This is a genomic window from Micromonospora sp. NBC_00421 (assembly GCF_036017915.1).
Lineage (GTDB): Bacteria > Actinomycetota > Actinomycetes > Mycobacteriales > Micromonosporaceae > Micromonospora.
The window spans coordinates 2698895-2712717 of the sequence record NZ_CP107929.1 but is presented as its reverse complement, the minus strand read 5'-3'; the positions used below and the strand labels follow the sequence as shown (position 1 = coordinate 2712717).

10 protein-coding genes are annotated in these 13823 nt (G+C 71.7%); 9 read left to right on the top strand and 1 reads right to left on the bottom strand.

All coding sequences use genetic code 11. The features are described 5' to 3' along the window. The first annotated feature begins 7 nt into the window (after nt 1-7). The 9 genes from OHQ87_RS11775 (at nt 8) to OHQ87_RS11735 (ending at nt 10975) form a co-directional block, all read left to right on the top strand. Nucleotides 8-1555 carry a sugar ABC transporter ATP-binding protein gene (locus OHQ87_RS11775; RefSeq protein ID WP_328347770.1) on the top strand — a complete coding sequence of 516 codons (1548 nt, stop codon included), beginning with the start codon at nt 8-10 and terminating at the stop codon, nt 1553-1555. Next, nucleotides 1552-2622: an ABC transporter permease gene (locus OHQ87_RS11770; protein WP_328347768.1), complete on the top strand. Its 1071-nt coding sequence runs from the start codon at nt 1552-1554 to the stop codon at nt 2620-2622. The genes OHQ87_RS11775 and OHQ87_RS11770 overlap by 4 nt, the downstream gene beginning before the upstream one ends. After that, on the top strand, nt 2619-3611 hold the full coding sequence (gene yjfF / locus OHQ87_RS11765; RefSeq protein ID WP_328347766.1) for a galactofuranose ABC transporter, permease protein YjfF: 993 nt from the start codon (nt 2619-2621) through the stop codon (nt 3609-3611). Before OHQ87_RS11770 ends, yjfF begins: the two co-directional genes overlap by 4 nt. A 31-nt stretch (nt 3612-3642) precedes the next feature. Continuing rightward, complete coding sequence (gene araA, locus OHQ87_RS11760) at nt 3643-5148, top strand: L-arabinose isomerase (protein WP_328347764.1); 1506 nt, start codon at nt 3643-3645, stop codon at nt 5146-5148. A 6-nt stretch (nt 5149-5154) separates the two neighbouring features. Beyond that, nucleotides 5155-6177 (top strand): LacI family DNA-binding transcriptional regulator, encoded by a 1023-nt coding sequence (locus OHQ87_RS11755; protein WP_328347762.1) that lies wholly within the window; start codon nt 5155-5157, stop codon nt 6175-6177. Between the two features lie 215 nt (nt 6178-6392). Continuing rightward, nucleotides 6393-8672 (top strand): FAD-dependent monooxygenase, encoded by a 2280-nt coding sequence (locus tag OHQ87_RS11750; RefSeq protein ID WP_328347761.1) that lies wholly within the window; start codon nt 6393-6395, stop codon nt 8670-8672. Beyond that, nucleotides 8669-8989, top strand: a complete 321-nt coding sequence (locus OHQ87_RS11745; RefSeq protein ID WP_328347759.1) for a putative quinol monooxygenase — start codon at nt 8669-8671, stop codon at nt 8987-8989. Before OHQ87_RS11750 ends, OHQ87_RS11745 begins: the two co-directional genes overlap by 4 nt. Further along, entirely contained in the window at nt 8986-10275 is a 1290-nt protein-coding gene (locus OHQ87_RS11740) for a cytochrome P450 family protein (protein ID WP_328347757.1), read from the top strand. Before OHQ87_RS11745 ends, OHQ87_RS11740 begins: the two co-directional genes overlap by 4 nt. 16 nt (nt 10276-10291) lie before the next feature. Then, the gene (locus OHQ87_RS11735; RefSeq protein WP_328347755.1) at nt 10292-10975 is read left to right on the top strand and encodes a TcmI family type II polyketide cyclase; all 684 of its coding nucleotides are present in this window, start codon (nt 10292-10294) and stop codon (nt 10973-10975) included. A gap of 57 nt (nt 10976-11032) precedes the next feature. On the opposite strand, the gene OHQ87_RS11730 is transcribed toward OHQ87_RS11735, so the two are convergent. Then, nucleotides 11033-13468, bottom strand: coding sequence for a M14 family metallopeptidase (locus OHQ87_RS11730; protein ID WP_328347753.1), 2436 nt, complete (start codon nt 13466-13468; stop codon nt 11033-11035). Between the last annotated feature and the right edge of the window lie 355 nt (nt 13469-13823).

Here is a 13823-nt window from a genome sequence, read left to right as displayed (position 1 = left end):
CGGTGGGATGTCGGATAGGCATCCGGTCCTGACGATGACCGCGATCAGCAAGCTCTTCCCCGGGGTCCGCGCCCTCGACGGCGTCGACCTCCGGCTCTTTCCCGGTGAGGTGCACGCCCTGATGGGCGAGAACGGCGCCGGGAAGTCCACCCTCATCAAAGTGCTGACCGGCGTCTACGGCACCGATTCCGGCACCATCACCCTCGACGGCGCAGAGGTCTCCTTCTCCGGCCCGATGCAGGCCACCGCCGCCGGGGTGAGCACCGTCTACCAGGAGGTCAACCTCCTGCCCAACCTGTCGGTGGCGGAGAACATCTACATCGGCCGGGAGCCGCGCCGGCTCGGTGCGGTCAACTGGCGCGAGATGCGCCGCCGGGCGCAGGAGCTGCTGGCCCGCATCGACCTGCACATCGACGTCACCGAGCTGCTGGGCAGCTACTCGCTGGCCGTGCAGCAGATGGTGGCGATCGCCCGCGCGGTCGACATCCAGGCCCGGGTGCTGATCCTCGACGAGCCCACCTCCAGCCTGGACGCCGACGAGGTGGCCCAGCTGATGCGGATCATGCGGCAGTTGCGCGACGACGGCATCGCGATCATCTTCGTCACCCACTTCCTCGACCAGGTGTACGCCATCGCCGACCGGATCACCGTGCTGCGCAACGGCCGGCTCGTCGGCGAGTACCTGACCAGCGAACTGCCGCAGATCGCGCTGGTGGAGAAGATGATCGGCAAGGAGCTCGACGCCCTGGAACGCCTCGACGAGGCGACCAGCGGCGAGGACCGGGCGGCACTCGAACAGGGCACCCCGCTGGTGGCTGCCGACGGGCTCGGCCGGTCCGGTTCCGTCGCGCCGTTCAGCCTCACCATCCACCAGGGTGAGGTGGTCGGCCTGGCCGGGCTGCTCGGGTCGGGTCGTACCGAGGTGGCCCGGTTGTTCTTCGGCGCGGACCGCGCCGACGCCGGCCGGCTCGCCGTGGACGGCACCCCCGTGACGATCCGCAACCCGGTGGCCGCCATCGACCGGGGCATCGCCTTCTGCTCCGAGAACCGCCGCACCGAGGGCCTGGTCGGCGAGCTGTCGGTGCGGGAGAACATCATCCTGGCCATGCAGGCGGCCCGGGGCTGGCTGCGGCCGGTGCCCCGCCGCCGGCAGGACGAGCTGGTCCAACACTGGATCAAGGCGTTGAGCATCCGGCCGGCCGACCCGGAGATGCCGGTGCGCAACCTCTCCGGCGGCAACCAGCAGAAGGTGCTGCTGGCCCGGTGGCTGATCACCGAACCCCGGCTGCTGATCCTGGACGAACCGACCCGGGGCATCGACATCGGTGCCAAGACCGAGATCCAGCGCCTGGTGGCGCAGCTCTCCGACGGCGGGATGGCGGTGCTGTTCATCTCCGCCGAGCTGGAGGAGGTGCTCCGGCTCAGCCACAAGGTCGCCGTGATGCGCGACCGGCGGCTGGTCAGCGAGCTCACCAACGACGACACCCTCGACGCGGCCCGCATCATGCAGGCCATCGCCAGCGGCAGTTCGCAGGAAGGGACGGTGCCGGCATGAGCACCGCACGGGCCCGCCTCACGGGCGTCACCGGTCACCGGCTCTTCTGGCCGCTGGTCGTGCTGGTGCTGCTGCTGGTGGCGAACGTCATCTACCGGCCGAGCTTCCTGTCGGTCGAGTTGAAGGACGGCCACCTCTACGGCAGCCTCGTCGACATCGTCCGGCTCAGCGCCCCGCTGATCCTGGTCGCCCTGGGGATGTCCCTGGTGATCGCCACCGGCGGCATCGACCTCTCGGTGGGCGCGGTGGCCGCCGTCAGTGGTGCAGTGGCCTGCCTGTACATCAGCAAGCAGCCCGACCAGAACAGCCTGGCCGTGGTGCTCACCGCGGTGGCGCTCGGCTTCGGGGTCGCCCTGCTGCTCGGCGCGTGGAACGGCATCCTGGTGGCCGGGATCGGCATCCAACCGATCATCGCCACGCTGATCCTCATGGTGGCCGGCCGGGGCCTGGCCCAGCTGATCGCCGAGGGGCAGATCATCACCATCAACAGCGATCCCTACAAGGTGATCGGGGTGGGGCACCTGCTGACCCTGCCGTTCGCGATCGTCATCGCGCTCGCGGTGACCCTGCTGGTGGCGGTGCTGACCCGGCGTACCGCGCTCGGGATGATCATCGAGTCGGTCGGCGGGAACGCCGAGGCGAGCCGGCTGGCCGGCATCCGCTCCCGCCGGATCACCTTCCTGGTGTACGTGGTGAGCGCCGCCTGCGCGGCGATCGCCGGGTTCATGATGACGGCGAACGTCTCCAGCGCCGACGGCAACGCGGTCGGGCTCTGGGTCGAGCTGGACGCCATCCTGGCCGTGGTCATCGGCGGCACCGCGCTGGCCGGCGGCCGGTTCTACCTCGGTGGCAGCGTGATCGGCGCGTTGCTCATCCAGACCCTGACCACCTCGGTGTACGCCATGAACATCGACCCGCAGACGTCACTGCTGTTCAAGGCGGTCGTGGTGATCGTGGTCTGTCTCATCCAGGCCCCGGCCTTCCGGGCGCGGTTCCGCCGTCGGCGCAGCGTCCCGGTGACTCCGGTGGAGCCGGTCGGCACAGAGAAGGAGCAGGTTCCGGCATGACCACGACCCCGTTGGCCGCCCGTGCGGGACGTGCCTGGTGGCGGGTGCCACCCCGGCACGTGCCGGTGCTGGCCACCCTCGCCCTGCTGCTGGTGATGTACTCCATCGGCGTCTCCCAGTACCGCGCGTTCTCCAACATCCAGGTCGTCTTCAACGTCTTCATCGACAACGGCTTCCTGCTTGTCGTCGCGGTCGGGATGACCTTCGTGATCCTCACCGGCGGCATCGACCTGTCGGTCGGGTCGGTGGTGGCGATGACCGCGATGGTGTCGGCCTCGCTGTTGGGTGACGGGCTGCACCCCGCCCTGGTGCTGCTGATCGCGCTGCTGCTCGGCCCGGCCCTCGGCTTCGCCATGGGCTGCGTGATCCACTTCTTCGACATCCAACCGTTCATCGTCACCCTGGCCGGGATGTTCTTCGCCCGGGGCATGTGCACCTGGATCAGCACCACCTCGATCCCGATCACCGACGGCTTCTGGACCACCGCCGCCCAGCACCGGATCCATCTCGGGGAGAACTTCGTCTCGATCAGCGTGCTGATCGCCCTCGCGGTGCTGGCGATCGGGGCGGCCGTGCTGGCGTACACCCGGCTGGGTCGCAACGTGTACGCCATCGGCGGCAACCAGCAGTCCGCGCTGCTGATGGGCCTGCCGGTGGGCCGTACGAAGATCGCGGTCTACACCATCAGCGGGCTCTGCTCGGCGATCGGCGGGATCCTGCTCTCGTTCTACACCCTGTCCGGGGCCCCGCTGATCGCGGTGGGCATGGAGCTGGACGTGATCGCGGCGGTCGTCATCGGCGGCACCCTGCTCACCGGGGGGTCCGGTTACGTCTTCGGCACCCTGCTCGGGGTGCTGGTGCTCAGCATCATCCAGACGTTGATCACCTTCGACGGCACGCTGAACTCGTGGTGGACCAAGATCGTCATCGGTGGCCTGCTGTTCGTGTTCATCCTGCTCCAACGCCTCGTCGGCATCCGTACCAAGTGACCCTCGCCAGTCCCACCGGAAGGCAACGCCCATGACCAACCCATCCCCGGTCGCCGAGGTCTGGTTCCTCACCGGCAGTCAGGGCCTGTACGGCCCGGAGACCCTGCGCCAGGTGGCCGAGCAGTCCCAGCGGATCGCCGAACGGCTCGACGCCGACCCGGCCGTCCCGGCCCGGGTGGTCTGGAAGCCGGTGCTGACCTCCAGCGCCGAGATCCTGGCCGTCTGCCGCGACGCCGCCGTGCAGGGTGCGGTCGGGGTGATCGCCTGGATGCACACCTTCTCCCCGGCCAAGATGTGGATCTCCGGGCTGGACGCGCTGCGTACCCCGCTGCTGCACCTGCACACCCAGGCCAACGTGGAACTGCCCTGGTCCGAGATCGACATGGACTTCATGAACCTCAACCAGGCCGCCCACGGCGACCGGGAGTTCGGGTACGTCCAGACCCGGCTCGGCGTCGCCCGCAAGACCGTCGCCGGGCACGTCAGCGACCCCCGGGTCGCCGCCCGGATCGGCGCCTGGACCCGGGCCGCGATCGGGCACGCCGAGATGCGGTCGCTGCGGCTGGCCCGGTTCGGCGACAACATGCGCGACGTGGCGGTGACCGAGGGGGACAAGGTCGAGGCCGAGCTGCGCTTCGGCGTCTCGGTGAACACCTACGGCGTCAACGACCTGGTCGACGCCGTGGACGCCGTCGCCGACGCCCGCATCGACGAGCTGGTCAAGGAGTACGACGACAGCTACCGCCTGGTCGCCGAGCTGCGCTCCGGCGGCGACCGGCACGACTCGCTGCGCTACGCCGCCCGGATCGAGGCCGGCCTGCGCGACTTCCTCGACGCCGGTGGGTTCCGCGCCTTCACCACCAACTTCGAGGACCTGGGCGGGCTGCGGCAACTGCCCGGCCTGGCGGTGCAGCGGCTGATGGCCGACGGGTACGGCTTCGGCGGCGAGGGCGACTGGAAGACCTCGGTGCTGGTGCGCACGCTCAAGTCGATGTCCGTCGGCACCACCGGCGGCACCTCGTTCATGGAGGACTACACCTACGACCTCACCCCCGGCCGGGAGTTGGTGCTCGGGGCGCACATGCTGGAGGTCTGTCCGACCATCGCGGCGGCCACCCCGAACGTCGAGATCCACCCGCTGGGCATCGGCGGCCGGGAGGACCCGGTCCGGATGGTCTTCGACGCCCAGCCCGGCCCGGCGGTGGTGCTCGGCCTGGCCGACATGGGGGAGCGGTTCCGGCTGGTGGCCAACGAGATCGACGTGGTCGCCCCGCCGTACCCGCTGCCGAAGCTGCCGGTGGCACGGGCGGTGTGGCGGCCCCGGCCGGACCTGGCCGCCTCGGCGGAGGCCTGGCTCACCGCCGGCGCCCCGCACCACACGGTGCTGTCCCAGGCCGTCGGGGTCGAGGAGCTGCACGACCTCGCCGAGATGGTCAGCACCGAGCTGGTCGTCATCGACGCCGACACCACCCCCCGGCGGCTTGCCGACGAGCTCCGTTGGAACCAGGCCTACTACCGCCTGGCCCGGGGTTTCTGAGCTGCCATGGGCCAGCAGCGGCGCGAACGCGCCGCGGTGATGAGCGACGTCGCGCAACTCGCCGGGGTGTCGCACCAGACCGTGTCCCGGGTGCTCAACAACCACCCGAGCGTGCGGCCGGAGACCCGGGAGCGGGTGCTGCGTGCCGTGCACCAGCTCAACTACCGGCCCAACGCCCTGGCCCGGGGGTTGGCCGGCCGGCGCTCCCGGGTGATCGGTGTGGTCAGCTTCGACACCATCCTGTTCGGGCCGGCGGCCACCCTGCTGGGCATCGAGCGGGCCGCCCGCGCCGCCGGGTACGGCATCAGCATCGTCACCCTGGAACGGCTGGACCGCAGCGGGACGCGGTCCGCCATCGACGCGCTGACCGAGCAGTCGGTGGCCGGCGTCGTCGTCATCACCCCGATGATGACGGCGTCGGTCGCCGTGCACGGCCTGCCGACCGGCGTGCCGGCGGTGGTGGTCGAGGCCAGCGGCGAGCGCGGTGAACTGCCGAGCATCTCCGTCGACCAGGTGGCCGGCGCCCGGCTGGCGGTGCGGCACCTGCTCGACCTCGGGCACGAGACGGTGTGGCACATCGCCGGTCCCCGGGACTGGCTGGAGGCCCGGGACCGGGTCGACGGGTGGCGGCAGACCCTGGAGCAGGCGGGCCGCCGCGTGCCCCCGGTCATCGTCGGCGACTGGAGCCCCCGGGCCGGCTACGAACTGGGCCAGGCGCTTGCCGCACGCCCCGACGTGACGGCGGTGTTCTGCGCCAACGACCACCAGGCGCTCGGCCTGCTGCGCGCCCTGCACCAGCGGGGTGCCCGGATTCCCGAGGACGTCAGTGTGGTCGGCTTCGACGACATTCCCGAGGCCGAATACCTCTCCCCGCCGCTGACCACCGTGCGGCAGGACTTCGACGAGGTCGGCCGCCGGTGCGTGGCCGCCCTGCTGGAACTCCTCGACGGCACCGGCGCGAGCACCCCCCGACCCCAGGTCGAACCGGTCCTCGTCGTCCGCGCGAGCAGCGGCAACCGCCGCCCCTGAGCCGGGCGTTCCGTCGGCGTCCGCCGCTGCCGAGCCGGCGGCGGAACCGACAGGTCCGGGTGCGCCGTCGCGGCGGCGTCAACGGGTGGCGACCCGGGGCGGCCCCTCGGTGACGATGGGGTGACGGGACCTGCGACAGGGTCGAACGACGACGTGCCGGTGCAGGTGCCGGCGGTCGGGACCCCCGTCACGGGCAGGCCGTCAAGGGAGACCCCATGATCAGGACAATGCTCCGGATCCGCGCGCGCCCCGGTGCCGGACAGGCCGTCCGCTCGGCCTGGCAGGCGACCGCGGAGCAGATCGGTGCGCTCCCCGGCAACCTGCGGCGGGACCTGTTCCTGGACGCGCACGACCCGCACACCTTCGTCGTCGCCACCGAGTGGGCCGATGACGCCGCCCTGCTCGCCTACGAGAACGGCCCGGTGGCCGCCCGCCTCGCCGACGCCCTGCGCACCGGCTGCGAACCGACCACCGCCGACGACCACCGGGTGATGCGCGACGAGCCGGGTGGGCATCCGACGATCCTGGTGGACGTCCAGGTCACCGTGCCGGCCGCCCGGCTCGCCGAGTTTCACCGGGGCCACGCCGAGGTGACCGCCCGGATGGCCGGGGTCCCCGGCTACCTGCGCGAGGACCTGCTGCGCGAGCCCTGCACGGACGTGCACCACATCTTCGCCGAGTGGCGTACCGAGGCGGAGTTCCACCGCTGGGTCGCCAACCCGGCCCACGCGCGGGAGGAGGCCGGGCCGATCGCGCCGTTCCTGCTCGACTTCCGCCGCCGCCTGTTCCACCTCGCGGCTCACCCCGGCACCGACCGGGCAGCCAGTACCGGTAGGGAGACCGACGTGCACACGACAACGGACGTACTGATCGTCGGGGCGGGGCCGACCGGGCTGACCGCCGCCGTCGAGCTGGCCCGGCGCGGCATCGACTGCCGGGTGGTCGAGAAGCTGGCCGTGCCGCCCGGCCAGGCCGACAAGGCGATCGGGGTGCACTGCCGCACCATGGAGATCTGGGCGGAGCAGGGCATCGTGCGGGAGGCGATGGACGCCGGGGTGTGGCTCACCGGCAACGTGGTCTTCGTCAACGGCACGCAGACCCACCGGATGAGCTGGGAGCTGCCCGGACTGCCGTACGCGCACCTCGGCCTGCCCCAGTACGAGACCGAGCGGATCCTCACCGACCGGCTGGCCACCCTCGGCGTACGGCCGCAGCGTGGCACGGAGCTGACCGGGTTCACCCAGGGCGCGGACGGCGTGCTGGCCACGCTCGCCCTCGCCGGCGGCGGCGCCCAGACGGTACGGGCGAAGTACCTCATCGGTGCCGACGGCGCGCACAGCCGGGTCCGGGACCTGCTCGGGTTGACGTTCTCGGGTGGGCTGGGCCGGTTCCCGCAGCTGTTCATGCTCGCCGATGTCGACGTGAACTGGGACATGCCCGACGGGCACCTGCTGCGGTTCCTGCACGAGACCGACGGTCGGATGGACGGGATGCTGGTCTGCGTACCTCTGCGCGGGCAGGGCCGGTACCGGATCGCGACCCTCGCGCCGCCCCGGTTCTTCGCCCAGACCGGCGGCCGGGACGCCCCGCCCGGGTTCAGCGAGGAGTTGGCCGAGCCGACCCTCGACGACGTGCAGGCCGCCCTGGACCGGCTCGCCCCGCCGGGCACCCGGGCGACGAACCTGCGCTGGTCGTCGGTGTTCCGGATCAGCCACGGCATCGTCGACAGGTACGGCCACGGCCGGGTCTTCGTGGTCGGTGACGCGGCGCACCTGCACCCACCCGCCGGTGGGCAGGGGATGAACACCGGCATCCAGGACGCCTGGAACCTGTCCTGGAAGGTGGCGCTTGCGGTACGGGGGATCGCCGCCCCCGGGCTGCTGGACAGCTACGAGGCCGAACGCCGCCCGGAGGGGGAGGAGATCGTCGGTCGGGCGGTGCGGATGGCGTTCACCGACGAACTGGACCGCGCCGATCTGGAACGGCAGTTCCTCCAGGAGATGTCCCTGCTGCTCAGCTACGCCGACAGCCCGCTGGTCGGGGAGTGTGTGACCGACCCCGACGCGCTGCGCGCCGGCCCCCACCCCGGTGACCGCGCCCCCGACCTGGGTGGGCTGGAGCGGCAGGGGGTCGGGCATCCACTGCGGCTGCGCGACCTGACCGGGGGCACCCGGCACACCCTGCTTGTCTACGCCGACGCGTCGGCCGAGCCGGCGGCGGTGGCCGCCGTGGCGGGGCTCTGCGCCGACGTCCGCGCCCTGACCCGGGGTGAGGTCGACGTCTACCTGCTGCTCAGTCCGGACGCCGAGGAACCGGGGCTGCTCGCGCCGCCTGTGGTACGCGACGCCGGGGGTGAGTTCCGGTCCCGGTACGGGGTGGCCGGCACCGCCCTGTACCTGATCCGTCCGGACGGGCACGTCGGCTTCCGCAGCCAGCCGATCGACGCCGACGCGCTGCGCAAGAACCTGCACCTGGTCTTCGGCGGCGCGCGATGACGGCGGTGCGCACCGTGCTCGCCATGCGTACCCGGGAGGGGTGCGCCGAACGGTTCGAGGCGGAGTGGCTCTCGGCGGCGGAGCAGATCCGGCTGCTCGACGGGTGCCTGCGGCAGGACCTGGTCCGCGACGCCGACGACCCCCGCAGCTATCTGATCATCAGCGACTGGGCGGACCGGCAACGGTTGGACGCCTTCGGTCGCAGCGAACACCGGGACCGGCTGCTGCGGGTGGTGCGTGAGCTGCGGGAATCCGCCGAACGGCACACCTACCAGGTGCTGCACAGCATGCCCAGCGCGCGGGAGGGGGCGAGATGACCGAGCCGGTGCCCGCGGCGCAGCTCTACACCGAGCAGTTCGCCGCCGATCCCTACCCGTCCTTCGCCCGGTTGCGCGCGGACGCGCCGGTCTGCCCGGTCAGCTCGCCGCGGTTCGACTCGTACCTGCTCACCCGGTTCGACGACGCGCGGGCGGCGCTGACCGACCCCCGGCTGTCCAAGGACCTCTACGGCCCCGGCCAGCACTACCTCCAGCTCTTCGGCCCGAACTCCGAGGCGCTGAACCGGAACATGCTCAACTCCGACCCGCCGGAGCACACCCGGCTGCGCCGGTTGGTGTCGCAGGCGTTCGCACCGCGTCGGATCGAGGCGCTGCGACCCCGGGTGCGGCAGATCGTCGACGACCTGGTCGACGGTTTCGTCGCGCAGGGACGGGCCGAACTGATGCACGACTTCGCGATCCCGCTGCCGATGGTGGTGATCTGCGAACTGCTCGGGGTGCCCCGGGCCGACCAGGACCGGGTGCTCGACTGGACCCAGGTGATCCGGACCTCCGGGTCGACGCGGCGACCACCGGCCGAGGAACGGGCGGCCGTCGGCGAGGCGCAGGTACGGCTGCACCAATACCTGGCGGACCTGGTGGCCGCCAAGCGGACCATCCCGGCCGACGACATGATCAGCGCGTTGATCGACACCTGTGACCAGGACGGCGGACTGTCCGAGGCGGAGTTGGTGACCACCACGTTCCTGCTGCTGTTCGCCGGGCACCAGACCACCGCGGACTTCCTGGGCAACGCGACGGTGGCCCTGCTGACCCACCCCGACCAGCTCGACCTGCTGCGTGAGAGCCCGGAGCTGCTGCCCTCGGCGATCGAGGAGCTGCTGCGCTTCGACGGCCCGCTGCCGGTGGCCAGCCCCCGGGTCGCCACCGAGGACGTCGAATACCAGGGGGTACGCATCCCCGCCGGGTCGATCGTCGGCGTGGTGCTCAACGCGGCCAACCACGACCCGGCGCACTTCGTCGACCCGGACCGGTTGGACCTGCGCCGGGTCCGCGGGCCGCACCTGGGCTTCGGTCACGGCGTGCACTACTGCCTCGGCGTCTCGCTGGCCCGGATGGAGGCACAGATCGGTCTGTCGGCGCTGCTGCGCCGGTTGCCCGGGTTGCGCCTCGCGGTGCCGCCCGCCGAGCTGCGTCGGTTGCCGGCGGCGTCACCGTTCCGGGGTCTGCTGGAGTTGCCCGTCCGGTTCACCGCCTCCGCCCCGCCGGGGGCGTACCCGCCGGCCAGTCGCCCCCGTCCCACCGAGTCGACCCGTACCGTCTGATCTCCGAGGAGCTTCGATGACCTTCCGTAACGTGATCGTCTGCCGCATGGTGCCGGGCAGCGAGCAGACCGTCGCCGACGTGTTCGGGTACTACGACCGCACCACCCGGCCGCAGGACCTGGGCGTGGTCGCGCGGACCCTGCTGTCCTTCCACGGCCTCTACATCCACCTGATCGAACGGAACGCGGACCCGAAGGTGACCGGGCAGACCCGGGGTCTGCCCGCCTTCCAGCAGATCGCCGAGAAGATCGGCCCGTACGTGACGCCCTACCCGAGGGACTGGAGGAACCCGTCGGACTCGGTGGCGAAGGAGTTCTACAGGTGGGCACCGACCGAGCCGCCGGCCGATGCGGGGGAGCCGTCGGGCGAGCCGACCCGGACGGTCATCGTGGCCCGGATCAAGCCCGGCGCGGAACCCACCGTCGCGCAGATCTTCGCCGAGTCCGACGCCGGCCCGCTGCCCACCATGATGGGGGTCACCGGGCGGTGGCTCTACTCGATCGACGACGTCTACCTGCACGTGCTGGAGCGCACCGGCGAGTCGTTCGACGGCGCCGTCGCGGAGCGCCACGACCAGCCGGCCTTCGCCCAGATCATGGACGACCTCAGCCCGTACATCAGTCCCTTCGACCCGGAGACCTGGGGCAGCCCGCTGGACGCGGTGGCGACGGAGTTCTACAGGTGGCGGGCCGAGGACTGAGCCGGTCGACCAGCGGGGGTCCGGCGGCGCGGACCCCCGCTGGTGCCCTACCGGACCTCAGCCGGTGGGCAGGGTCGCCCAGCCCCGGTTGAAGGTCAAGCTGTCGTCGTCCGGCCGGTAGTTGCGTTCGATGTTGCCGGCCGCGTCCACCGAGAACCAGTGCACCTTGGTGCCGACCGGGACGGTCAGCGTCTCGGCCCCCTCCCGGATGCCCGCCGAGGCGTACAGGGTGGAGTCGAAGGTCGGTCGGGAGCCGTCGAGGGTGTAGAACACCGCCGCCGGCTCGCTGACGTCGAACCGGACACTGACCGTGCCCTCGGTCGGGCTCGGCGCGACCGACAGGGTGCTGGTCGGGCGCTTCTTGTCCTTGTCGAAGTCCCGGGCCACCCGCAGCAGCTCGACCAGGCCGTTGCTGAACTCCATGGTCTCCTGGTGCGCCTCGTCCCAGGTGGGCTGGAAGCTGGTGCCGACCTCGAAGTTCCAGGCGTAGATGCCGTACTTGTACCAGAGCATGTCGCCGGAGTTGCCGGCCGCCGAGTACAGCACGTCGGAGATCGGGCCGGTCCGGGCCGGGGTGACGGCCATGTTGCGGTGCCGCTTGATCGCGGTGAGGATCCGCGACGACGCGCCCCAGAAGAACGACTCGTCGGCGAGCGACGGCCGGGGCGCGGAGACCCGCCCCGGGGTGGCGTACGCGCCCGGCGACCACATGAAGTAGTTGCCGGAGGAGTGCAGGTTCATCGAGAACTTCATGTTGGGCCGCTGGGCCAGCCAGTCGACGTTGCGGTTCTCCGGCTCGGACAGCTCGCTCGGCCCGGCATAGGTGTCACCGGTGCAGCTCGCCGACGCCCCCGAGTAACCGTCGAAGAGGCTGTACTCGGTGTAGTTGCGGTTGTTGTCCACCCCCCACGAGTTGCGGGCCAGCGCGTCGGTGGCACCGCCCGGCGCGCAGTGGTTGGTCATGTTGCGGCGCTGCGAGGCGTAGTCGTAGAACGAGTAGTGCCCGCCGTCCGGGTTGATCGACGGGACGATCCAGATGTCCAGGGTGCGCAGCAACTGCTTGGTGTTCTCGTCGGTGGCGTGGTTGCGCAGCAGCCGCTCGGCGGTCTCGATGGTCACCAACGGCGGCACCCACTCCCGGGCGTGTTCCTGCGCGTACGCCAGCACCCCGGTGCGGGAGCCGTCCCGGTACTTGCCGATCCGGATGGCATACACCGGGTGCGGGTCGCGGGAGACCCCGGCCGGGGCCTTCAGGTTGTCCGACAGCGGCGTCGGCGCGACCGGCGCGACCACCCCCGCCCCGGCGTCACCCCGATAGGTGTACGCCTTGACCAGCGTGCCCGCCTCGGCGGTCAGCGCCGCGGCGACCTGGGCGGCGGTGCTGGTCACCGCCCCGGCGGCGTCGGTGGCCAGGCTGACCCGGATGGCCTTGCCGGTCACCGTGACCGCCAGCGGCCGGTCGGCCGCGCCCGGGTTCACCAGCTCGACGCTGATGTCGTTGCCGCCCTCGTGACCCCAGGCGAGCGAGTCCACCGCGACCCGGGTGGCGTTGGTGCCGCCGAGCACCACCTGCGCCTTACGCCGGTATCCGTTGGTCTGGTACGGCAGCTTCACCACCTCGGCCAGCTGCGGGTAGGCGTCGGCCAGTCGCTTGATCCGGTCGTACAGTTCGGTCGGGGTGAGGTAGCTGGTGACGAAGTCCTTCTGGTAGCCGGGCCCCTCCGGGCTGTCGGCCGGGATCGGCAGCCATTCCTTCACCTCGGCGACCGCCACGTCCCCGGTGGGGCTGGTGATCTGGATGCGCTGCGGTCGGGCGGTGACGGCGGCGGCGCCCCGGTGGTAGAGGTAGACCCCGGCGTCGACGAACCGGGTGATGCTCTGGGTGCCGCCGGAGCCGATCTCGGTGCCCGGCCCGCTGTCCCGGGCCACGGTCAGCGCGCTGGTGGAGGTCTGCCCCTGGGCCCACTTCGCCTCGACCGAGAGCACCTGGTTGGTGCCGGAGGTGTAGAAGTCAGCCCGGATGATCTTCACGTCCGAGGTGGCGGCGCTGCGCTCCAGGGTCGCCGTGTACGCCCGGTTCTCGGCCCGGTGGGCGGCGATCGTCGCATCCCGCTCGCTGACCCGCTGCGCGGAGTCGGCGGAGTCGTGCAGCACCGCACCGACCCGGTAGCCCATCCGCTTGAGCGCGGCGACCTCGGTGGGGGTGACCACTGCGTGCACCACGATGCCCTGCGCGGTCTGGGTGACGTGGTGGTCGAGGTCGACCCCGGTGGCGACCAGCTCGTCCAACCGGGCGGCACCGTCGACCACCACCTCCACCACGTCGGCCTGCTCGTCGGCGGAGCGTTCGAGCACGATCGGGGCGTCGGGCTCCCGGTCGGGCGGGGCGGCGGTGCCGGCGGTCGCCGGCCCGGCGAGCAACAGCAGTGCCACGCCGGCGGCGGTCGCGGCGGGTAACCGCCGCCAACGGCGGGGGAGTGCGGAACGGGACATCTCGGGCCACCTTTCCTGGGGGTGCGAGACGGGCCGACGGCGCGCGGCGGCGCCCGCCGTCGGGCGGCGTGCGAAACGGGGAGTACGGACGCCGACAGTCGGGCGACGGTCGGCGGCCGATCATGACGTCGACCTGCCGGAGAACGGGGACCCGAGGGTCTCCCGGACGCGCCGGAGGTGGCCGACCGGCGCCGATCCGGTCCGCGTGACGGGCGAGGGACGTACCTGGTTACGGTCGGTCGTGGGGGCATTGCCGATCGGTGCGCCCATCCTGGCCGTACCCGCTCGGATCTGTCAATGATCTGTCCGGGCGGACACGGGCTGTCACAGCGGTGCGGTCCGGTCGTCCGCTGCG

Coding starts and splice junctions, on each gene's coding strand:
- OHQ87_RS11775 (WP_328347770.1), top strand. CDS start 8: ATGTCGGATAGGCATCCGGTCCTGACGATGACCGCGATCAGCAAGCTC.
- OHQ87_RS11770 (WP_328347768.1), top strand. CDS start 1,552: ATGAGCACCGCACGGGCCCGCCTCACGGGCGTCACCGGTCACCGGCTC.
- yjfF (WP_328347766.1), top strand. CDS start 2,619: ATGACCACGACCCCGTTGGCCGCCCGTGCGGGACGTGCCTGGTGGCGG.
- araA (WP_328347764.1), top strand. CDS start 3,643: ATGACCAACCCATCCCCGGTCGCCGAGGTCTGGTTCCTCACCGGCAGT.
- OHQ87_RS11755 (WP_328347762.1), top strand. CDS start 5,155: ATGGGCCAGCAGCGGCGCGAACGCGCCGCGGTGATGAGCGACGTCGCG.
- OHQ87_RS11750 (WP_328347761.1), top strand. CDS start 6,393: ATGATCAGGACAATGCTCCGGATCCGCGCGCGCCCCGGTGCCGGACAG.
- OHQ87_RS11745 (WP_328347759.1), top strand. CDS start 8,669: ATGACGGCGGTGCGCACCGTGCTCGCCATGCGTACCCGGGAGGGGTGC.
- OHQ87_RS11740 (WP_328347757.1), top strand. CDS start 8,986: ATGACCGAGCCGGTGCCCGCGGCGCAGCTCTACACCGAGCAGTTCGCC.
- OHQ87_RS11735 (WP_328347755.1), top strand. CDS start 10,292: ATGACCTTCCGTAACGTGATCGTCTGCCGCATGGTGCCGGGCAGCGAG.
- OHQ87_RS11730 (WP_328347753.1), bottom strand. CDS start 13,468: ATGTCCCGTTCCGCACTCCCCCGCCGTTGGCGGCGGTTACCCGCCGCG.